This window comes from Kribbella sp. NPDC006257, assembly GCF_040613535.1.
Classification (GTDB): Bacteria; Actinomycetota; Actinomycetes; order Propionibacteriales; family Kribbellaceae; genus Kribbella.
In genome coordinates, this window is the sequence record NZ_JBEXSJ010000001.1 from 191,884 (window position 1) to 212,402 (window position 20,519).

Genomic DNA, 20,519 nt, shown 5'->3' on the forward strand with positions numbered 1-20,519 from the left:
TGACGCCGTAGGGTGACGCGGGTGTTCGTGGTGATCAGGTTCCGGGTCGAGGAGTCGGCGCAGCCGGAGTTCGTGGGCCGGCTGGAGGCCGCTGTCGAGGTGCTGTCGCGGCAGAAGGGTTTCGTGGCCGCGCGGACCGGGCGGAACGCGGACGATCCGGAGCTGCTCGCGCTGAGCATGGAGTGGGTGAACATCGGCAGCTACCGGCGCGCGCTCTCGCCGTACGAGGTGAAGCTGGCCGCCGTTCCGCTGCTGTCGCAGGCAATCGACGAGCCCACGGCGTACGACGATCTGGACGAGTTCGCGCCGCACCGTTGAACCGATAACCTGGCCCGGTGCTCTAACCAGCCGTGAAATTTCTCGCATCACCAATCTGGAGTCGAAAAGTGCCCGTGGATACCGTCGATGCCGTCGTCAGCCTGAGTAAGCGGAGAGGCTTCGTTTATCCGTGCGGCGAGATCTACGGCGGTACCAAGTCGGCGTGGGACTACGGACCGCTCGGTGTCGAGCTGAAGAACAACGTGCGCACCCACTGGTGGCGCTCGATGGTGACGAGTCGCGACGACATCGTCGGGCTGGACTCCTCGGTGATCCTGCCGACCAAGGTCTGGGAGGCTTCCGGCCACCTGCAGGAGTTCGTCGACCCGCTGACCGAGTGCCAGTCCTGCCACAAGCGGTTCCGTGACGACCACCTCCGCGAGGAGTTCGCCCGGCGCAAGAACAAGGACCCCGAAGAGGTCAAGCTTTCCGAGATCGCCTGCCCGAACTGTGGCAACAAGGGCACCTTCACCGAGCCGCGGATGTTCAACGGCCTGCTGAAGACGTACCTCGGCCCGGTCGAGTCGGAGGAAGGCCTGCACTACCTGCGGCCGGAGACCGCGCAGGGCATCTTCATCAACTTCGCGAACGTGATGGGCACCGCCCGGAAGAAGCCGCCGTTCGGCATCGCCCAGGTCGGCAAGAGCTTCCGCAACGAGATCACCCCGGGCAACTTCATCTTCCGGACCCGCGAGTTCGAGCAGATGGAGATGGAGTTCTTCGTCGCGCCGGGCTCGGACGAGGAGTGGCACGAGTACTGGCTGAAGGCGCGCTGGGACTGGTACCTCGACCTCGGGCTGAACCCGGACAACATGCGCTTCTACGAGCACCCGAAGGAGAAGCTCAGCCACTACTCCAAGCGCACCGTCGACATCGAGTACAAGTTCCACTTCGGCGGCAAGGAGTTCGACGAGCTCGAGGGCATCGCGAACCGGACCGACTTCGACCTGTCGACGCACTCCAAGCACTCCGGAGTCGACCTGTCCTACTTCGACCAGGAGAAGGGCGAGCGCTGGACGCCGTACGTGATCGAGCCGGCCGCCGGCCTGACCCGCAACGTGCTCGCGTTCCTGCTCGACGCCTACACCGAGGACGAGGCCCCGAACGCCAAGGGCGGCGTGGACAAGCGGACCGTACTGCGGTTCGACCCGCGGCTCGCCCCGGTCAAGGCGGCCGTGCTGCCGCTGTCGCGCAACGCGGACCTGTCCCCGAAGGCGAAGGATCTCGCGGCTGAGCTGCGCAAGAGCTGGAACGTCGACTTCGACGACGCCGGTGCGATCGGCCGCCGCTACCGCCGCCAGGACGAGATCGGTACGCCGTACTGCATCACCGTCGACTTCGACACCCTCGAGGACCAGGCCGTCACCATCCGCGAGCGCGACTCGATGAAGCAGGAGCGGGTCGCGCTGACCGAGGTCACCGGCTATCTGGCTCAGCGTCTGGTGGGCTGCTGACGATGACCGTTCGGCGGCTGCTGTCGGGGGAGTTGAGGCTGGGGCTGGTTGTGTTCGGGCTGGCCGCGGTGCTGGTCTTCGTGCTCGCCGGTTGCTCGGACTCCACGCCCGACGCCAAGAGCGGCGGTACGCCGTCGGCTTCGGGTGGACCGACCAGCGCGCCGATCCCGACCGCGTCGACGCCCTCGCTGCCCCCGTTGCCGACGCCGTCCAAGCCGTGGCCGACGCCGAAGGTGACCGGGCAGCCCGCCGCGGACGCCCCGCTGGCGAAGCGGATCCAGTTCGCGATCTCCAAGCAGGCGCAAATCGCGGCCGGCAAGGCCGCCACCACGACGGTCAGCTGCCCCGGCATCGCGGACGCGGAGAAGCCCGGCACGCACAACCTCACGTGCACAGTCACGTACGCCGGCAAGGCGTACCCGGGCACGCTCACGATCGACGCCGAGCAGTACTCGGCGACCTACAAGTTCACCTCAGACTCGGTGCCGATCGTCCGCGCCAAGGTCGTCGACGCGGTCCAGCGCACGGTCACCAACGCGTCGAAGGTGACCTGCACGATGGACGACGTCGAGGTCGTCAAGCACACCGCGCAGGGCATCTCGTGCGACGTGACCACCACCGACAACGCCGTCCAGCCTTATCGCGCGCAGATCTCGGGCAACGGCCAAGTTCTGGTGACGAAGGCCTGATATGTCTTTGCGGCTTGGTGGTCTGACGATCGACACCCCGGTGGTGCTCGCGCCGATGGCGGGCATCACCAACGCGGCGTACCGGCAGTTGTGTGCCGAGCAGGGCGCCGGTCTGTACGTCTGCGAGATGATCACGTCCCGCGGCATCGTCGAGGGTGACCAGAAGTCGCTGGACATGCTCACCTTCGCCGAGTCGGAGAGCGTCCGGTCGGTGCAGTTGTACGGCGTGGATCCGGTGTACGTCGGGCGCGCGGTCGAGCTGCTCTGTTCGGAGTACGGCGTGGCGCATGTCGACCTCAACTTCGGCTGCCCGGTGCCGAAGGTGACGCGGAAGGGTGGCGGCGCGGCCCTGCCCTGGAAGCGGAATCTGCTCGGCGCGATCCTGCAGGCGGCGGTGAAGGCAGCCACGCCGTACGGGATCCCGGTCACGATGAAGACGCGGATCGGGATCGACAGCGCACACCAGACCTATCTCGACGCCGGCCGGATCGCCGAGGAGTCGGGCGCCGCGGCGATCGGGCTGCACGGGCGGACCGCCGCCCAGGCGTACTCCGGCCAGGCGGACTGGACGAAGATCGCCGAACTCGTCGAGCACGTGAACATCCCGGTCCTCGGCAACGGCGACATCTGGGAAGCCTCCGATGCGCTCCGGATGGTCGCCGAAACTGGTTGCGCCGGTGTCATCGTCGGCCGCGGCTGCCTTGGCCGCCCCTGGCTTTTCCGTGATCTCGCCGTCGCCTTCGCCGGTGGTGAGGCCCTCAACCTTCCGACTTTGGGCGAGGTCGCCACGGTCATGCGCCGCCACGGCCAACTCCTGGCCGACCTGATGGGCGAACAACGCGGTCTGCGCGACTTCCGCAAACACGTCCCCTGGTACCTCAAGGGCTTCCCGGCCGGTGGCGAACTCCGCGCCGCCCTAGGCATGGTCGACTCTCTAGCGCTGCTTGACGAATTGCTCAACCAGCTCGACCCGTCGGCACCCTTCCCGGTCCATGAGCTGGGTGCCCCCCGAGGCCGCCAGGGCAGTCCCCGCGACCACGTGGTGCTTCCCCACGGCTGGCTGGACGACACCGACGGCCTCAACACAGACATGGCCGACGCCGAAATAGGCGTCTCCGGCGGCTGATCAGCACCAGCGCGTCGCCGCGGCGGGCGCGCCGCACTTGCTGGCTACTCCGCCGCAGTTGCTTGGGTCAGGGCGACGTGTTGCACGTCGAGGTGGGGATGCCGGCGGAGTGTGGCGAGGCGGGTGCGCCATTCGGTGGGCCAACCTAGGTGCGTGCCAGCTGTGTTGACGAGGCTGCAGGCGAGTAGGCCTGCACCTAGCTCGTCGGTGCGGATGAGATCGTCGACCGGTTGACCGAGGGCTGTGGGATACCAGGTCGACATCGCCAAGCTGTTCTTGATGAGCGTGCCGAGGTGGCTGGCTGCTACCGGCCGATCAGCAACAAGGGACGCCAGCTGGCGGAGGTCGTCAGCAGGCGCGGCCCAGGAAGTAGCCGTGACCAGCAACTGCAGGCGATGCGCGAGAAGCGTAGGTGCCTCGGCAAGCTCATCCGAGAGCACCCTGAGACCGGCCCGCCGATCCAACGGCTGCTGGCGTACGGCGTACTCGACACACTCCACCAGATAAGCCAGCCGCCGCCACGCAGGCCGATCGCGCTCAGCCTCCGCGTCGGGCGTCGCCGGATCGCTGTCGAGGCGCAGCAACAAGCGGACGACATCCAGCAGGTCGTCCAACTCGCCGATGTGTTGCCGCCCAGCCAGCGCTGCCAGTGCATCGACAGCACTCCGCCAAAGCGACCCTCGCGACGACAGGTCGGTGACGAACTCGCCGCAGATCTCTGCTGCAGCGGGGATCCAGCGACCCCACCTAGCTAGCGCGCCAAGGGCAGCAGCGACAACCTCTGGCTCTGACCTGATGGTGACAGCGATCAGCAGGTCGCCGTAGCGCGAACGGTACTTGTCCGCGATCTCCAACGGCTGCCGCTGAGTCAATGCAAGAGCGGTAGCGTCCGAGTCGTGCACTGCCTGCTGCAGCAGCGCCCAGCTCCCTGGCTCATGCAGCAGATACTGCGACGCAGTGCTGACGATCGCAGCTCGCACATCCCGATGCGCCCCACCCCACGCCTCAGCCAGTACTACGCTCGCCCCCGGCGCGCGTAGTTCGCCCAGCAGCCGCGCAGCCTCCTTGCGCGAAGTGACCTTCACACCCTCGCCCACCAGCAACGGCTCCAGTGCTCCAGCAAGCAAGCTGGGCTTCACGAACCGTGCAGCTCGCGTAGCCGCATAGATGGCAACCCGAGCACGGTCGTCACCGGCATGCGCAAGCAGAGCAGGCAAAGCCAACTCAGGCTGCGAAGTCCAGGCCAACGCACCAAGAGCCGCCTCCTGCACCAGCACCTCGTCACTAGTCAGGAACGGCTCGACCGCAGTACGACCGATCTCCGGGATGCGCCCGAGCGTCGCCACAGCCTTCGCGCGCGAGTAGTCCGGCATCCGCTCGTCCTGAGCAGCAGCGGTCAGCAGTTCGGCGTACCGGACGTGCTGTCGCGGCAACCACCGCCGGAGCGCGACATCGGACACCTGCCAGGCCGGGCTGTCACGTTCGAAGCGACGGATGCGCTTGGGCTTGGCGAGGAGCTTGTCGAGCAGGTCGGTTCGTACTTCGGTGACCGCCTGCCAGACCGCGTCCCAGCGCGCCATCCCGACTTCGCGGTCGATGATCCTGCCGACCCGCTCCGCCCGCGTGCCGGTGGGTTCCAGCCAGAGCTGCGCCGCCCGGCCGACCGTGTACTCCTGGTTCGACCAGACGGCCTTCTCCAGTACGCCGTGCAGGTGCTCGTTGGTCCACCCGCGCCGCCCGAAGGCCGCGGCGATCGCGAAGGCGAGGTCGAACTCGTGCCGGGCCGCGGCCCCCTCGACGTACGGGCGGAGTGCCTCGTACACCTCGACCTCGCGTCCGCGCGGCAATCCGTCGACGAGCCGACGGAGGTCGACCGTGCCGCGGTTCTCGGTGAGCCGCGCATGCGACTCGATTCCCCAACGCAGCAAGGAAGATTGGTTGCGCAGGGCCCCTTCCCGTACGGCGTACTCGGCCAGCTGGTTGAGCGAATGCCGGACCCACCACGACGTGTCGCGCGCTTCGAGCGCGTCGGTCAGCAAGATCTCCAGGGGAGCCACGTGGTCGTCGGTCAGCAACGATGGCGGGATCGCGGCCGCAGCGGTGACGACGGCCTGGCGAACCGGCTCGCGGTCGTTCTTCACCCGGGTCGCCCACGACAACGCTGCTGCCACTGCCGCAGACTGCCGGGAATGGCCGGCGGACGCGATGACGGCGCGATAGACGGCTGCGCGGTCCTCGGCCTCGGGTCGCCGGATCTCGGGTTCCAGGAGCCCGAACGCCTCGTCGTACGGGAGATAGGCGGTGATCTCCCAGCTGCGCCTGATGTCCTCGGCGAGGCGCGGCAGCTTGAGCATCCGCCGGGCTTGGTCGTGTCGGAGGTCGCGCGGGAGGACGTCGAGGAGCGTGTCGGGAAGCTCGGCCTGGCTGAGGTCGAGGGGGTCCGTGATCGCGTCGAAGACGGCGGTGCGGCGCGATGGTGGCAGGTTGACGAGGAGGTTGGCCGCATTCGGCCAGAGCAGGCGGCCTACGGTGCCGAGTTCATCATCGGTGAACCTGTGCAGACGACGCCGTACGGCGGGAGTGAGTGCCTGGCCGAGGAGTTGCGAGCGATCCGGGGTGATGAGGATCCGCAGTACCAGCTCGCGGTCCAGGTCGATCAGGCGGCCGAGGATGCCGATGATTGCTCCAGGCAACTGATTGGCCGGGAGGGCGCGGTCGAGCAGGTCGAGGAGGGTGTTGGGCGCGGTCTCGCGGCGGTCGAGGAGGGCGACTACGCCGTACGCGACGCCCTGCCACCATTGCTGCCAGTCGGATCCGGTGGGGACGGTCTGCCCGGCGTACGCGAGCACCGCGTCCGGGTGCTTGATCGCGAGCCGCTGCCATTCACCTGCGGACAGGCAGTAGGCCAGCTCGGGGAGGAGACGTGCGACGGTGGTGCCGTCGGTGCTGCTCAGCATCGCGGCGGCCGCTCGATCGCCCCAGCGCTCTCGCTGGTCCTCGATGAGCCGAGTGGCGAGTGCTTGCCGACCGGTACGGCGGATCGCGCGGAGCAGCTTGCCGCGGAGCTCGGCCGGCGCATCGTCGTACAAGGTCTGCAATGCGTCGTCCGCTACGGCGACCCCGTGCGAGACCGCGACGAGTGCCCGCGCCTGCACGGTCGAATCAGGGTCGACGAGGAGTTGCGCGACATAGCTGACGTGCCCGGCGACTTGGGCGAGCTGCAGTCCGACGAGTCTCTCGTACGCCGTACCGTTCCCGAGCTCGTCGAGCAGGCTGACCAGCTCCTGCGTGCCGCGCAGCCGCTGGGCTTCTTGCGCGATCAACCGCGAACGTTCGCCGTACGGAAGGCTGTCGAGGTCCCCCAAAAGCTGCATCCCCATATCCTGCCCTGGACCCGTGCCAACCTCTAAGGTCCTGCCCTGGACCCGTGCCAACCTCTAAGGTTTGGTGCATGGCGAAAGAGCCGGATGAGACGCGGGACGGGGTGCCGCTGACGAGCCTGGACGGGCCGCTGTTCGACGGCGCCGACTCGACCAAGCGGGACCTGGTCGACTATCTGGACGCAGTGCACGAGGTGCTGCTGCCGGGGGTGCGCGACCGGCCGCTCTCGGTGATCAGGGTCCGGCCCGGGCAGAAGCCGTTCATGCAGAAGAACGTGCCCAAGTACACGCCCGATTGGGTGCGAACCGTGCCGATGTGGGCCGAGGCGTCCAAGCGTGAGGTCACCTATGCGCTGTGCGACGACCGGCGGACGCTGCTGTGGTTCGCCAACCAGCGCGCGGTCGAGTACCACCCGACGCTGGTCCGCGCTGATCGTTGGGATCGGGTCACGCATCTTGTGCTGGACCTCGACCCGCCGGAGGGGGAGACGTTCGGCGCTGCCGTCGCAGCGGCGTTCCTGGTCCGCGAGGCGTTGAGCGAGTTGGGTCTGGCGGGCGCCGTCAAGACGAGCGGGGCGAAGGGTGTTCACGTCTACGTGCCGATCGACGATCAGGCGTCGATCGAGGACGCTGCTGCGGCGACCCGAGCCATCGCGGCTCGGGCTGCGCGGATCGATCCTTCGCTGGCGACCACGGCGTACGTGAAAGAGGAGCGCGAGGGCAAGGTCTTCGTCGACTCGACCCGGTCCGGCGGCGCAACGGTCGTCGCGGCGTACAGCCCGCGCGTCCGCCCCGGCGCGACAGTCTCCTTCCCGATCGGCTGGGACAACCTCGACCGAGTCACCCCAGCCGATTTCACCATCCGTACGACGCCGCGCCTGCTCGCCGACACCCCGTCCTGGACCGAGCAACTCCCGGCGCCGCAGACTCTTCCCGCTGATCTGATTGCCGAGGGCCACGAGATCCCGATCGCCCGCGTCGTCGCCATGCACGAAGGCAAACGCCGTGCCGCCGCCAAACGAGCCGCCGAGGAAGATGCCTAGATCGTTTACTGCCTGACGAGCTGTTGCCAGGCAGGTTTACGACCTGACCAACTGTTGTCAGGCAGGGAGTAGGGCGTCGAGGAGCAGGGTTGCTGCTTCGCGGGCGTGCTCGGCGGGCTCGGCGGAGCGGGCGATGGAGGAGCGGGTGATGGCGCCTTCGCTGAGGAGGATCAGGTACTCCGCCAGGCGGGCCGGATCCGGTGCGCCGGCCTCTTGGGCCAGTTCGGTCAGGCGGCGCTGAAAGTCCGCCTTGTGCGCGTCCGCAAGCTCCGCCACCCGCGGCGACACCGTCCCCAGCTCACCGAACGAGTTGATGAACGCACATCCGCGATAATCCGGCTGCTGGAACCAGTCGTACAGGAAATCGAACGCCGCCAGAATTCGACCCCGCGGATCCTTCGCCGGATCGACGTGCTCCGCGAGCATCGTCTTCCAGATCTCGTCGCGACGCTTGAGGTACGCCTCGATCAGCTCGTCCTTGGAACCGAAGAGCTGATACAGCCGCTTCAGCGAAACCCCCGAAGCAGTCCGGATCGCATCCATCCCGACCGCCTGCACACCGCGCTCGTAGAACAACGCGTCCGCCGCCGCCAGCACCTGCTCCTGCGCCGTCGCTGTGTCGATCGTCATAACACTCCTCCAAACCACCCACTTGCGGCGAGAACCACCGTTCTCCTACAGTAGCGGACATCGAGAGAGAACGCCCGTTCTCACTCTCTGAGTCTCACCCGAAGGAGTACTTCGATGACCGTTCTCGAGCCCGCAGCCCAGGCTTTCGCCGACGCCACCGCAGAACCGCCGTTCCTCTTCCAGCTGGATCCGGCCGACGGTCGCAAGGCCGTCGACGAGGTCCAGACCACCGACTACCCGAAGCTTCCCGTCGACGAGGAGTGGATCACCGCCCTCGACGGCACCAAGGCGCGCATCGTCCGCCCGGCCGGCGTCACCGGAGTACTGCCGGTCATCCTTTACATCCACGGCGCAGGCTGGGTCTTCGGCAATGCGCACACCCACGACCGCCTGGTTCGCGAGCTGGCGGTCGGCTCGAACGCAGCGGTCGTCTTCCCGGAGTACGACCTGTCGCCGGAAGCGCGCTACCCGCACGCGCTGGAGCAGATCTACTCGGTCGCCCGCTGGATTGTTGCTTCGGGCAATGAGTTTGGCCTGGATGCCGAGCGGCTGGCGATCGCCGGCGACTCGGTCGGCGGCAACATGACGGCCGCGGTGACTCTGCTCGCGAAAGAACGGGGCGACCTGAGCTTCAAGCAGCAGGTGCTGTTCTACCCGGTCACCGATGCGTCGTTCGACACCGCGTCGTACCACGAATTCGCTGAGGGCTACTTCCTCCAGCGCGAGGGCATGAAGTGGTTCTGGGACCAGTACACAACCGACGAGGCAGAGCGCAACCAGATCACCGCCTCACCCCTCCGGGCGACCCTCGACCAATTGGCCGGACTCCCTGACGCCCTGGTGATCACCGCCGAAGCCGACGTACTGCGCGACGAAGGCGAAGCGTACGCCGCCAACCTCCGCGCCGCCGGCGTCGAGGTCACCGCCGTCCGCATCGGCGGCGTCATCCACGACTTCGTCATGGTAGACGCCCTCCGCCCCACCCACGGAGCCCAAACCGCCATCACCCTAGCCACCTCCACCCTAAAAGCCGCCCTCCACTAACAGGTCATAACGCCCCCGCAAACTGCGCCCGGCAAGCGCCCCCGCAAACCGCCCCCGGCCTTCGCCACCGCAATCCGCGCCCGGCAAGCGCCACGGGCCGGCGCAGTCGCGGAGCCAGCGTCCACGCCGCCCAGCGCAGCGATCGCCACCTGCGGCCGCTGCGCCGGCGGCGGCAGCCCCCGCATAGCTGAAGAGCTCCCGCGAACCGCGCGCCGGCAAGCGCCACCGCGAACCGCCCCAGAAGGCTCCGCCCCCCGCCCACCTGGAGGCGCCAGTGAAAAGCGTCAGCAAGTTCATCTAGTCACCCGAAAACCCGGACAAGAAAGCGCAGGTCCGGACAAGAAGCTGGGGCCTCGGACATGTCATGAGATGTCCGAGGCCGCGGGATGTTGTCCAGACCTACTGCCCGGCAAGGCGCTTTGCCCGTCAGCGGTGCGACTTGGGGACGGGGTCAGTAGGCGGCGGTGTGGAGGTCGGCGTAGGCGGCAGCGAGCTTGGGGAGGGTGTAGTGGGCGTTCAGCCCGCTTGGGTTCGGCAGGATCCAGACCTGGGTTTTGCCGATCGTCCTCTCTTGCCGGCCCATCACGGCCTTCCGCTCCCCGAACGCATCCCGGTACGCCGTAACGCCAACCACCGCGAGCCACGCGGGCTGATACTCGAGCACCTTCGTCACCAGCTTCTCCCCACCAGCCAGAAACTCCGCCTTACTCAACTCGTCAGCCTTCGCCGAGGGCCGATCCACCACATTCGTGATCCCCAACCCGAGCCCCAGCAACTCACCCTGCTCATCCGGCCGAAACTGCCGAGGCGTGAACCCCGCCAAATGCAACGCCGGCCAGAACCGATTCCCCGGCCGAGCAAAGTGATGCCCTGTCTCCGCCGACACCAGCCCCGGGTTGATCCCACAGAACAAGACCCTCAACCCAGGCCCGATCACATCAGCCAGCTCCTGCATGCGTGAACTGTAAGACGAAACCGCCAACACTGTTCAACCACCGTCACCCGCCCGCCACACGCGGGACCTAAGCGCAAACGCCGAGTTCCCCCCGACCTTCAACAGGGCCAGCGATCCGCCACCACATCAATACGACCCCCGCCCCACCCACCAGGCATAACGCGATCCCTCAGACCTACGCACCGAGGCGCGGCGACCGCCCCCATACACCCGCCGCGTCCGGGTACTGATGGCCTGGCGGTCCGGAGCTGCCGGGGCCAGCCGCGGCGACCACCGGGACCGGATCGCGGGGGTAGCTATCGGGTCCGGGTGGTGGAGGCGGCTGCCGGGTGCGGATGGTGGGGGTGGTTACCGGGTTCGGTTCGTGGGGGGTGTCGCGAGCCGATCGTGGGGGTCTGGCTGGGGTGGCTGGTGGCGAGCGGCAGGCGGGTGGTGCGCCGGGATGCGGCGGGTGGTCAGGTGGGGTGGGTGTAGGAGATTGGTTTGGCGGTGGCGTGGGCGTGGGCGATCTCTTGGCGGGTGGATTCGCCGATGTAGCCGCCTGGGTTGACGATGAGGACCCGGTCGGCGAGGTCGATCTTGTGGAGGTGGAGGGCGCCTAGGGCGGTCTTCTGGTCGTTGGTGATCGACTCGGGTGGTTCGTGATCGGCGCGGGGGAAGACGGCTGGGGCGAGGACGATGGCGCCCGCGAAGGTCAAGGCGCGGTTTGCTGTGTGGATCTCATCGACGAAGCGGGTGGAGCCGCAGATGCAGACGATCTCGGGTCGTTCGGGCACGGGTCGGTCCTTCGGGGAGAACGGAAACCCGCAGGTTGGCATCACAGGCGGGCGCACGAGCCAACAGCTTACGAGCGCGGCTCGCGAGGAAGTACGAAGACGAAGTACGAAGACGAAGAAGTACGAAGACGCAGCAGGCGCCGCTCCTGGGGCGGGGGAGCGGCGCCTGCTGCTGGGGTGATCAGTCGTTCTCGTTGTTGAGGGTGGTGGGGAGTTGGGAGTTGATGCAGCTGCGCGCGACGAAGAGCCAGATGGTTTCGCCGAGGGCGTCGACGCGGATCATCGAGGCGCCGTTGTCGTTCGTGGAGTAGCGGTAGCCGCCGGTGCTGGGGAGGGCGAAGCCGACCGGGTCGTGCAGGCGGCCGCTGGTGAAGGTGCTGTCGACGAAGTAGTTGTAGTACCCCGTGCAGGCCGAAGGGTTGATCGACACGATGATGGCGCCGTTGCCTGTGTGCGGTGCCGCGTCGAAGTCCCTGCCGAAACTCCGCCGGTGCACCATCCGCGAGCTCGTGTCCGAGCTGCAGCTGTCCGCGATCGGCGTCGAGTGCGAGGTGTCGAGGGCTCCCGGCACCAGCCACGCGCAAAAGCTCGACCCGTCTCCAGCACGCCAGCGACCGAAGTGAAAGTTGCTGGCCGTCGTGCTGCTGACGTCGAACCGGGTGCCGGCGATCGCCGTACCCATCACATAGCCGCAGGACTTGTTCGCGAGCCAACCGCCGGCGGGGATGGTGCCGTGGTTGTTGCAGGCCGCCGGCTTCGGCACATTGCCGATCGTCACGTACTGGTTGATCGCCTGCGCCGACTGGCTCGCACCGACCACCAGGAGTACGCCGGCCGCAAGGGCGACGAGGCCCTTCTTCACAGGGTTCATGTCAGCAGAACCAGCCGTCCTGGACCCAGCCCTTGTGGTTGATCGTGCCGTAGGCGAAGCCGTAGACCCAGCCACCGGAGATCTGTTCGACCAGGAAGGTCTCGCCGTAGTGCAGGGTGCCGGCCCGGGCGCCACCCGGCTCGGTGCGGAACTGGAGGTCCTGTGCGCACACGGTCTCGCGGACTCCGACGTGACCGTTCGCGGCCTGGGCCTGGGTGGCATTGACGGTGACTCCGGTGACCAGCAGAGCGCCGGCGACGGCAGCGGTCCGTAGTACTCGATTCATTGCGGTTTCTCCTTGAGCGGGGCGGGTTGGAGAGGGCGTTTCACCAGCTGTTGTAGCCACCGATGCACTCTTCGCGGATGAAGCCCCAGTCGTTCGGGCCGAAGTCCTGGATCGAGGCCCAGCCGTTGTAGACCGGGTGCTTGCCCGGCGTATGGCCGATCTTGTCGCCGTAGCCCAGAGTGCGGATGTACGTCACCGGGCCGGGGATCGAGAAGTTGTAGTTCTCGTACATCGTCGCGCTCTGGCAGACGTTGATCGCGTGCGTCGGCACCTCGACCGCGGTCGCGGCGGGAGCGCCGCTCGCGACGGCGGCGCCGCCGAGCGCGAGAGCGGTGAGCGCAATGGCGAGCGGAACCTTGCGTGTCATCTCAACCTCCAGTGGTTTGTCGTCTGAGATGACAGTAGGCCGTGTCGTCAGAGATGGCAATAGATGTAATCCGTGGTTACGCTGACCTGGTGAACGACATTCGGGCGGCGTACGACGAGGAGGCGGCCAGCGGTCAGGGCATCGGCAGTGAGCGCAAGAGCTTTTACGGGATCGCCGAGATCGCGGAGGTGCTCGGCCTCAATCGGCAGCTGGTGACCGCCTGGCGGCGCCGGCGCAGCCATGGCATGCCCCAGCCCGACGCCGAGCTCTCGTCCGGACCGATCTGGCTCGGGAGCAGTATCGAGCCGTGGATCGACCAGGTCCGCGAGCGGCGCGAGGGCGCCGACGACCAGCCGCTGAGTCCGGAGGTCGCGTTCCGCGCGAGCCGCCGGATGCTCCGGATCGCGGCCCTGTTGCTGGAGCAGCCGATTCGTTCGCGGCTGCTGAGTCAGGCGCTGGCCGAGGCGCGCGAACTGCTGCCGCTGGTCGAGTCGGCGGCCGACGATCAGCTCGGCCGGGCGGTGGGGCAACTGCTGTCGCCAGTGCGCGGAACTGACGATCAACCGGCCGATCTGAAGGTCTTTCGGCAGAAAGTTCTGTCCGAGGTGTGTCGGCTGCAACTGGTTGTCCAGCTGGCCTCCGAATCCCTTCCGGATCCGGAGAGTGGGGATTAGTGTGCGTGCCGTGATCGTCGAAGTACCTGGCTACCGCCTGGCGGAGCCGCTGGGTGCGGGCGCGACAGGGGTGGTGTACGCGGCGAACCGGCTGGCCGACGGGCGGTCCGTCGCGATCAAAGTGGTGCATCCCGAGCTGGTCGACCCGCAGTACCGTGACCGGCTGCGCCGGGAGGCTCGACTGGCCGCGGCCGTCGACCATCCCGGGGTGGTCCGGGTTCATGCCGTGGGCGGCGACGGCGATCAGGCCTGGCTCGCGATGGACCGGTTGAGTGGCCCCGATCTGCAGCGGTTGCTCGAGGACGAAGGCCCGTTGCCGGTCGAGCGGGCGGTCGCGCTGCTGACCGAGGTGGCCGGCGCGGTCGAGGCGATGCACCAGGCCGGGGTGATCCACCGGGATCTGAAGCCGGCCAACATCATCCTCGACGGCGACCGCCCGACGGTCGCCGACTTCGGCGTCGCCCGCCAGCTGGCGAGCCTGGAGAGCACCGGGATGGATCTCAGCGGCGGCGCCGACTGGCTGCGCAGCGGCACGGCCTCCGGGCCGTCCCTCGGTGCGATGGCCGGCACGGTCGCCTACATGGCACCTGAGCAATGGCGTGGCGAGTCGGTGTCGGCGGCAACTGACGTGTACGCGCTAGGCGGCACCTTGTTCACTTTGCTGACCGGGCGGCGTCCGTTCGACCGGCGCACCTTGCCCGAGTTGGCGTACGCCGTGGCGATGCTCCCACCGCCGGCGCCGAGCGCGTACGGCGTACCGGCTGGGTTCGATGAAGTCGTCCGTACGGCGATGGCGAAGGCGCCCGAGGATCGTTATCCCAGTGCGCACGCCTTCGCCGCAGCCCTCGGTGCCGCAACCACAGGCCCGCCGAAGAGATGGACGCGACGGCGGGTCGGGAAGCTGGTGGCGATCGCGGCGCCGGTGATCGCCATCGGGGGAGTGGGGGCGAGCCTGCTGGCGCAGGGGGAGGCGCACCCGGCGCAGCTGACCGTTTGTGCGCAGGACGCCACCGTTCGGGACGCGCCGCGCAGCCGCACAGTGATTGCGACCGTGCACCGGGGCGACCGGCTGACTCCGATCGCCCAGCACGACGGCGACAGCTGGGTCCATGTCCGTCTCGACGACGGCCGCAACGGCTGGTCCCTCACCGAGTTCGTCCGCCATCAATGCTGAGTCAACCCAGGGTTGACGACCTACCGGTCGTCAACCTAAGGTTGACGGCATGACGCCAGGACCAGATCTGCAGCAACTCATCGACACGATCCGCCACGACGCCGGCACCGACGACGTCCTCATCCAGCTCGCCACCGCGTCGAGCACCATCAACGACCTGACTGCCACCAGCGACGCCGCTCTCGGGTACTTCGTCGACCGCGCCCGCAGCTCCGGCAAGTCCTGGGTGGAGATCAGCACAGTGCTCGGCGTCAGCAAGCAGGCCGCGCACAAGCGCTTCGCCGACGCCTGGGCAGCGTCGCCGGACTTCAGCCGTTTCACCAACCGCTGCCGGGCGGTCCTCGAAGCGGCCGGCGTGGTCGCCCAGGGGCTCAACCACTCGTTCATCGGTACCGAACACCTGCTTCTCGGCCTCTACAGCGAGCCGGTCTCGATCGCGACCCGCGTCCTGCTCGCGCACGACATCACGGAAGAGAAGGTCGCGGCGGCGGTCGAACCACTCAGTCCCGCGCGCGAGCCGGAAGCGGTGGAGCAGAGTTCGACGGCCATCAACGACGGGCCGCCTTTCACCCGCCGTGCTGCCCATGTCCTCCAGGATGCGGTCAGCGAAGCGGTTGCGATCGGCCACAACTACGTCGGCACCGAGCACCTCCTGCTCGCCTTCTATCGCGGGCAGGCAGCGATCGCGACCAAGGTTCTGGAGCAGCTCGGCCTGGACGAGGCGACGGCCTGGTCCGACATCCGCGCCATGCTGACCGAGTTGACCCAGAAGAAGTAAGTTCGCAGCGATCGGGCCTCGGCGCCGATGCCCGATCCCCGGCACATAGGTTTGGGTCCATGCCTGACTGGACCCAGCGACTCACCGAGCTCGCTACCGAACACGCCGTTCCCGGAGCCGTTCTCGGCCTGTGGGTGGACGGCGAGGAGACGATCGCGCCGTATGGCGTACTGAACCGGGCGACCGGCGTCGAGGTGACCGCCGATTCGCTGTTCCAGATCGGTTCGGTCAGCAAGCCGTGGACCGCGACGATGATCCTGCAACTGGCGGCCGAGGGCCGGCTAACGCTCGACGACCAGCTGACGAAGCTGTTGCCCGAGGCATCGATTGATCCGCGGATCACCGTCCGGCAGCTGCTGACGCACACCAGCGGTCTTGACGGTGACGTGTTCACCGATACCGGTCGCGGTGACGACTGCGTGGCGAAGTACGTCGCGCTGCTCGGCGACGTGGACCAGCTGTTCGCACCCGGTACGGCGTACTCGTACTGCAACGCCGGATTCGTCATCCTCGGCCGGCTGATCGAAGTACTGGACGACCGCACCTGGGACGAGTCACTACGCGCCCGGCTCATCGAACCGCTCGGCCTCCGCTCGACCGTGACCCTGCCGGAAGAGGCGATCCTGCACCGCGCCGCCGTCGGGCATCTCGCGGACGGTACGCCGGTCAGCACCTGGCAACTTCCCCGCAGCATCGGTCCGGCCGGCCTCATCACCGCCAGCGCGGCCGACGTACTCCGGTTCGCCCGACTGCACCTCGAGGACACCACGTACGCCGAGATGCAGGAACCCCAGACCGCCTATCCGCCCGGCTCCGACGTCACCGCACTCGGTCTCACCTGGCGACTCCACGACTGGGCCGGCCACAGACTCTTCGGCCACGACGGCATGACGATCTCGCAACTGGCCTACCTCCGCGTCGACCCGAGCGCACGGATCGCCCTGGTGCTGCTGACCAACTCGGTGAACGCCAACGCACTGTTCGAGGCGATCGCCGCCGAAGTCTTCACCCAGTACGCCGGAGTCGCGCGGCCTCCGCACCCTTCCCCGGTCGACGCCGTCGTCCCCACGGAGGCAGTCCTGGGCACCTACGAACGAGCCGGCCTGCGCGCCGACGTCACCCTCGAGGACGACCGCCTGCTCCTCACCTACAACGCCACCGGCGCCCGCCTGGCCTTCGCCGAAGAACCTGTCGTCACCTACGAGCTCCTCCCCACCGAACCCCTCGACGGCAACCACTACGTCATCCGCACCGCCCCGGATCAACCGTGGACGCCAGTCACCTTCACTCCCACACACCTACTGGCTTCGGGCCGAGTCACCCCGCGTAAGCCCTGAGTGGAATTGGGTGTGCGGTTTGGGGTGACCGAGCTAACGTCGTTTCCGTGACTAGTGCCCCTGTTGAGCTTCCCCGGAATGTTGGCGGGCTACGGGCCGCCGGCTATCTTCCCCGTTCGATCAAGGCTGAGATCCGCGACAATCTGCTGACCGAGTTGCGCGCCGGGCGCGACCCTTGGCCGGGGATCGTCGGGTTCTCCCGGACTGTTATCCCTCAGTTGGAGCGTGCCCTGCTGGCCGGGCACGACGTAGTACTGCTCGGTGAGCGTGGCCAGGGCAAGACCCGCCTGCTCCGCACGCTCGTCGGTCTGCTGGACGAATGGACGCCCGTGATCGAGGGCGCGGAACTGCCCGAGCACCCGCTCGACCCGATCACCCCGGCCTCGAAACGCCGCGCAGCTGAACTCGGTGATGAGCTGCCCGTCGCCTGGCTGCACCGCAGCCTCCGGTACGCCGAGAAGCTGGCGACCCCGGATACCTCCGTCGGTGACCTGATCGGTGACGTCGACCCGGTGAAGGTTGCCGAGGGCCGCAGTCTCGGCGACCCGGAGACGATCCACTTCGGCCTGGTGCCGCGCGCGCACCGCGGGATCGTCGCCATCAACGAGCTGCCCGACCTCGCCGAACGGATCCAGGTCGCCTTGCTCAACGTGATGGAGGAGCGCGACATCCAGGTCCGCGGGTACACCCTGCGCCTCCCGCTCGATGTGTTGCTGGTGGCAACGGCCAATCCTGAGGACTACACCAACCGCGGCCGCATCATCACGCCGCTGAAGGACCGCTTCGGCGCCGAAGTACGGACCCACTACCCGCTCGACATCGATGCCGAGGTCGACGTCGTACGGCAGGAGAGCAACCTCACCGCGGAGGTCGGCGAGCCGCTGCTCGAGGTGCTGGCGCGCTTCGTGCGGCACCTCAGAGAATCCAACGCGATCGACCAGCGGTCCGGCGTTTCGGCCCGGTTCGCGGTCGCGGCGGCCGAGACCGTGGCGGCAGCTGCGTTGCGGAGAAGCGCGATCACCGGCGAGGAGCCGGCAGTGGCGCGACCGGTCGACCTCGACGCGGTTCCCGCCGTACTGCGGGGCAAGCTGGAATTCGAGCCGGGTGAGGAAGGACGCGAGACCGAGCTGCTCGAATACCTGCTCAGAAGGTCCGTCGCCGACACCGCCCGCGAACGGTTCGCCGGCCTCGACCTCACCCCGCTCGCCAACGCCGTTGCCGACGGCAACCTAGTGACGACGGGCGAACGGATCCCAGGCCGTGACGTGCTTTCGGCTCTCCCCGAGCTACCCGTGCTCCATGACGTGGCAGCCAGAGCCGGCGTGGAGCCGGACGACTCACCCGGCCGGATCGCTGCCGCGGTCGAACTCGCCCTGGAAGCTCTCTACCTGTCCAAACGACTCGCGAAAGACGCCGACAACGACACGACGGTTTATGGGGTCTGACTCATGACCCACGCGTTGCCGGAAGGCTGGTCGTACGGGCCGTGGCATGAGGGTCCGGATCCGTTGGCGGCGCCGATGGATCTGCGGGACGCGCTGGACGAGCTCGGCCGGGATGTGATGGCTGGGTCGTCGCCGAGGTCCGCGTTGGAGGAGTTGCTCCGGCGCGGGACCCGGAACACCCAGGGGCTCGACGACCTGACCCGCAGGTTGTGGGAGCGCCGGCGCGAGATCGAGAGCCGGCACAACCTCGACGGCACCCTTCGCGACGTGCAGCGGCTGCTCGACGAAGCACTCGCTGCCGAGCGGCACGACCTGTTCCCGAACCCGTCCGACGATGCCCGGTTCAAGGAGATGCAGCTCGACGCGCTCCCCGCCGGTACGGCGGCCGCAGTACGGGAGCTGGCCAACTACGACTGGGAGTCGTCGGAGGCTCGGCAGAAGTACGAGCAGATCAAGGAGTTGCTCGGCAAGGAGCTGCTCGGGTCGCGGTTCGAAGGCATGAAGGAGGCGCTGGAGAACACGACGCCGGAGGATGTCGAGCGGATCAACGAGATGCTCGCCGACCTCAACGCGTTGCTCTCGGCGCACGCGCAGGGTCATCCGCAGATCGACCAGTTGTTCGCGGAGTTCATGGCCAAGCACGGCCAGTTCTTCCCGGAGAACCCGCGGAACGTTGACGAGCTGATCGACGTACTGGCTGCTAGAGCTGCTGCCGCCCAGCGAATGCTCAACTCGATGACTGCCGAGCAGAGGGCCGAGCTGGCTCAGCTCTCGCAGCAGGCGTTCGGGAGTCCGCAACTCGCGCAGCAGTTGGCGAATCTCGATGCGCAGTTGCAGGCGTTGCGGCCCGGCGAGGACTGGACCGGGTCCGAGCGGATGTCCGGCGACGATTCGCTCGGGTTGGCCGAGGGCGCGCGGGCGATGTCGGATCTGGCCGAGCTGGATGCACTGGCTGAGCAGTTGGCCCAGTCGTATCCGGGTGCGCGCCTGGAGGACATCGACCTCGACGCGTTGACGCGCCAGCTCGGCGATGAGGCGACGGTCGATGCCCGTCGGCTGTCCGAGTTGGAGCGGCAGCTTCGCGATCAGGGGTTGCTGGAACGCGCTCCCGATGGCTCACTGCAGTTGTCCCCGAAGGCGCTGCGGCAACTGGGTCAGACGGCGCTGTCCGACGTACTGCGAACTGCCCGCGGCCAATCGGGTGAACGCGATGCCGCCTCGGCCGGTGCGGCCGGCGAATTGAGTGGGTCGACACGACCCTGGCAGTTCGGCGACACCCAGTCGTGGGACGTCTCGCGGACAGTGCGCAACGCAGTACTCCGTACGGCGGGTGCTGGGCGAACCGGTTCGGTTCGGTTGGACGTGGCCGATGTGGAGATCGCGGAGACCGAGCATCGCGCGCGAGCCGCCGTCGCGTTGCTGGTGGACACCTCGTGGTCGATGGTCCAGGAGGGCCGTTGGCTGCCGATGAAGCGGACCGCGCTCGCTCTGCATCAGCTGATCTCGACCCGCTACCGCAACGACGCCCTCCAGCTGATCACCTTCGGCCGGTACGCCGGTGTGGTGGAGCTTCCGCAGCTGATCGGCATGGAAGGCACCTGGGAACAGGGCACCAACGCGCACCACGCGTTGTTGCTCGCAGGCCGCCACCTCCGTCGCCACCCCGACGCCCAACCGGTCGTCCTGATGGTCACCGACGGAGAACCGACTGCCCATCTCGAACCCGACGGCACCGCCGAGTTCGACTACCCACCCCGCCCCGCAACCCTCCGCAAAACAGTCGCCGAAGTAGACCGCCTAGCCAAACTAGGCGCCTCCTTGACTGTCTTTCGCCTAGGTGACGACCCCCGCCTCAACGCCTTCGTAGACCTCCTCGCGAGACGCTCCGGCGGCCGAGTCCTGGCCCCCGACGCCGACGGCCTAGGTGCCGCCGTAGTAGGCGACTACCTGAGAACCCGCCGCAAACTCTGACCAACCACCACCCCACAGGCCCGCCCACCAACGCGGTACTTCGCCCCCTAACCCGGCACCTCGCCCACCAACGCGGGGGTTCGGACAGGATCCCGGGGCCTCGGACAGCTCACAACGTGTCCGAGGCCCCGCTTGCTTGTCCGGACCCCCACCTTCTTGTCCGAACTCCGGGGGCACCGTGCCGGGACTTGGGACAACATG

At 67.7% G+C, this 20,519-nt stretch carries 19 protein-coding genes; 12 read left to right on the forward strand and 7 right to left on the reverse strand.

Annotated elements, in window-relative coordinates; genetic code table 11:
• The first annotated feature begins 12 nt into the window (after positions 1-12).
• The 4 genes from ABZ004_RS00945 to dusB all read left to right on the forward strand — a co-directional run bounded on the left by ABZ004_RS00945 (position 13) and on the right by dusB (position 3,587).
• A complete protein-coding gene (locus ABZ004_RS00945) occupies positions 13-318 on the forward strand; it encodes an antibiotic biosynthesis monooxygenase (RefSeq protein ID WP_355677690.1) in 306 nt (101 codons plus the stop codon).
• Between the two features lie 68 nt (positions 319-386).
• Positions 387-1,772 carry a glycine--tRNA ligase gene (locus ABZ004_RS00950; protein ID WP_355677691.1) on the forward strand — a complete coding sequence of 462 codons (1,386 nt, stop codon included), beginning with the start codon at positions 387-389 and terminating at the stop codon, positions 1,770-1,772.
• Positions 1,773-1,774: 2 nt separating this feature from the next.
• A complete protein-coding gene (locus tag ABZ004_RS00955) occupies positions 1,775-2,461 on the forward strand; it encodes a hypothetical protein (RefSeq protein WP_355677692.1) in 687 nt (228 codons plus the stop codon).
• Between the two features lies 1 nt (position 2,462).
• Entirely contained in the window at positions 2,463-3,587 is a 1,125-nt protein-coding gene (gene dusB / locus ABZ004_RS00960) for a tRNA dihydrouridine synthase DusB (RefSeq protein WP_355677693.1), read from the forward strand.
• Between the two features lie 44 nt (positions 3,588-3,631).
• Here dusB and ABZ004_RS00965 read toward each other — a convergent pair whose 3' ends face one another.
• Complete coding sequence (locus tag ABZ004_RS00965; protein WP_355677694.1) at positions 3,632-6,961, reverse strand: hypothetical protein; 3,330 nt, start codon at positions 6,959-6,961, stop codon at positions 3,632-3,634.
• Between the two features lie 77 nt (positions 6,962-7,038).
• Between ABZ004_RS00965 and ligD the strand changes: the two genes are divergently transcribed.
• Positions 7,039-8,010, forward strand: coding sequence for a non-homologous end-joining DNA ligase (ligD, locus tag ABZ004_RS00970; RefSeq protein ID WP_355677695.1), 972 nt, complete (start codon positions 7,039-7,041; stop codon positions 8,008-8,010).
• Between the two features lie 57 nt (positions 8,011-8,067).
• Here ligD and ABZ004_RS00975 read toward each other — a convergent pair whose 3' ends face one another.
• On the reverse strand, positions 8,068-8,640 hold the full coding sequence (locus ABZ004_RS00975; protein WP_355677696.1) for a TetR/AcrR family transcriptional regulator: 573 nt from the start codon (positions 8,638-8,640) through the stop codon (positions 8,068-8,070).
• A 114-nt stretch (positions 8,641-8,754) separates the two neighbouring features.
• On the opposite strand from ABZ004_RS00975, the gene ABZ004_RS00980 reads away from it, so the two are divergent.
• A complete protein-coding gene (locus tag ABZ004_RS00980; RefSeq protein ID WP_355677697.1) occupies positions 8,755-9,684 on the forward strand; it encodes an alpha/beta hydrolase in 930 nt (309 codons plus the stop codon).
• 451 nt (positions 9,685-10,135) lie between these two features.
• On the opposite strand, the gene mug is transcribed toward ABZ004_RS00980, so the two are convergent.
• The 5 genes from mug to ABZ004_RS01005 form a co-directional block, all read right to left on the reverse strand.
• Entirely contained in the window at positions 10,136-10,639 is a 504-nt protein-coding gene (mug, locus tag ABZ004_RS00985; protein WP_355677698.1) for a G/U mismatch-specific DNA glycosylase, read from the reverse strand.
• 455 nt (positions 10,640-11,094) lie between these two features.
• Positions 11,095-11,415, reverse strand: coding sequence for a hypothetical protein (locus ABZ004_RS00990; RefSeq protein ID WP_355677699.1), 321 nt, complete (start codon positions 11,413-11,415; stop codon positions 11,095-11,097).
• A gap of 181 nt (positions 11,416-11,596) precedes the next feature.
• Entirely contained in the window at positions 11,597-12,286 is a 690-nt protein-coding gene (locus tag ABZ004_RS00995; protein ID WP_355677700.1) for a hypothetical protein, read from the reverse strand.
• A gap of 1 nt (position 12,287) precedes the next feature.
• Positions 12,288-12,572, reverse strand: coding sequence for a hypothetical protein (locus tag ABZ004_RS01000; protein ID WP_355677701.1), 285 nt, complete (start codon positions 12,570-12,572; stop codon positions 12,288-12,290).
• Between the two features lie 40 nt (positions 12,573-12,612).
• Complete coding sequence (locus ABZ004_RS01005) at positions 12,613-12,939, reverse strand: hypothetical protein (RefSeq protein ID WP_355677702.1); 327 nt, start codon at positions 12,937-12,939, stop codon at positions 12,613-12,615.
• Positions 12,940-13,028: 89 nt separating this feature from the next.
• Here ABZ004_RS01005 and ABZ004_RS01010 point away from each other — a divergent pair, with 89 nt between their 5' ends.
• The 6 genes from ABZ004_RS01010 to ABZ004_RS01035 are packed head-to-tail and all read left to right on the forward strand — an operon-like array spanning position 13,029 to position 20,318.
• The gene (locus ABZ004_RS01010; protein ID WP_355677703.1) at positions 13,029-13,613 is read left to right on the forward strand and encodes a hypothetical protein; all 585 of its coding nucleotides are present in this window, start codon (positions 13,029-13,031) and stop codon (positions 13,611-13,613) included.
• 10 nt (positions 13,614-13,623) lie between these two features.
• Entirely contained in the window at positions 13,624-14,787 is a 1,164-nt protein-coding gene (locus ABZ004_RS01015; protein ID WP_355677704.1) for a serine/threonine protein kinase, read from the forward strand.
• Between the two features lie 49 nt (positions 14,788-14,836).
• A complete protein-coding gene (locus ABZ004_RS01020; RefSeq protein ID WP_355677705.1) occupies positions 14,837-15,565 on the forward strand; it encodes a Clp protease N-terminal domain-containing protein in 729 nt (242 codons plus the stop codon).
• Positions 15,566-15,624: 59 nt separating this feature from the next.
• Positions 15,625-16,902, forward strand: coding sequence for a serine hydrolase domain-containing protein (locus tag ABZ004_RS01025; RefSeq protein WP_355677706.1), 1,278 nt, complete (start codon positions 15,625-15,627; stop codon positions 16,900-16,902).
• A 47-nt stretch (positions 16,903-16,949) separates the two neighbouring features.
• Entirely contained in the window at positions 16,950-18,347 is a 1,398-nt protein-coding gene (locus ABZ004_RS01030; protein ID WP_355677707.1) for an ATP-binding protein, read from the forward strand.
• 3 nt (positions 18,348-18,350) lie between these two features.
• A complete protein-coding gene (locus ABZ004_RS01035) occupies positions 18,351-20,318 on the forward strand; it encodes a VWA domain-containing protein (protein WP_355677708.1) in 1,968 nt (655 codons plus the stop codon).
• The last annotated feature ends 201 nt before the right edge of the window (positions 20,319-20,519 follow it).

What these genes read in the sequence shown, in the direction of transcription:
- ABZ004_RS00980 (WP_355677697.1), top strand. Translation starts at nt 8,755, where the DNA reads ATGACCGTTCTCGAGCCCGCAGCCCAGGCTTTCGCCGACGCCACCGCA.
- ABZ004_RS00965 (WP_355677694.1), bottom strand. Translation starts at nt 6,961, where the DNA reads ATGCAGCTTTTGGGGGACCTCGACAGCCTTCCGTACGGCGAACGTTCG.
- ABZ004_RS01005 (WP_355677702.1), bottom strand. Translation starts at nt 12,939, where the DNA reads ATGACACGCAAGGTTCCGCTCGCCATTGCGCTCACCGCTCTCGCGCTC.
- ABZ004_RS01025 (WP_355677706.1), top strand. Translation starts at nt 15,625, where the DNA reads ATGCCTGACTGGACCCAGCGACTCACCGAGCTCGCTACCGAACACGCC.
- ABZ004_RS00955 (WP_355677692.1), top strand. Translation starts at nt 1,775, where the DNA reads ATGACCGTTCGGCGGCTGCTGTCGGGGGAGTTGAGGCTGGGGCTGGTT.
- ABZ004_RS01035 (WP_355677708.1), top strand. Translation starts at nt 18,351, where the DNA reads ATGACCCACGCGTTGCCGGAAGGCTGGTCGTACGGGCCGTGGCATGAG.
- dusB (WP_355677693.1), top strand. Translation starts at nt 2,463, where the DNA reads ATGTCTTTGCGGCTTGGTGGTCTGACGATCGACACCCCGGTGGTGCTC.
- ABZ004_RS01000 (WP_355677701.1), bottom strand. Translation starts at nt 12,572, where the DNA reads ATGAATCGAGTACTACGGACCGCTGCCGTCGCCGGCGCTCTGCTGGTC.
- mug (WP_355677698.1), bottom strand. Translation starts at nt 10,639, where the DNA reads ATGCAGGAGCTGGCTGATGTGATCGGGCCTGGGTTGAGGGTCTTGTTC.
- ABZ004_RS00975 (WP_355677696.1), bottom strand. Translation starts at nt 8,640, where the DNA reads ATGACGATCGACACAGCGACGGCGCAGGAGCAGGTGCTGGCGGCGGCG.
- ABZ004_RS00995 (WP_355677700.1), bottom strand. Translation starts at nt 12,286, where the DNA reads ATGAACCCTGTGAAGAAGGGCCTCGTCGCCCTTGCGGCCGGCGTACTC.
- ABZ004_RS01020 (WP_355677705.1), top strand. Translation starts at nt 14,837, where the DNA reads ATGACGCCAGGACCAGATCTGCAGCAACTCATCGACACGATCCGCCAC.
- ligD (WP_355677695.1), top strand. Translation starts at nt 7,039, where the DNA reads ATGGCGAAAGAGCCGGATGAGACGCGGGACGGGGTGCCGCTGACGAGC.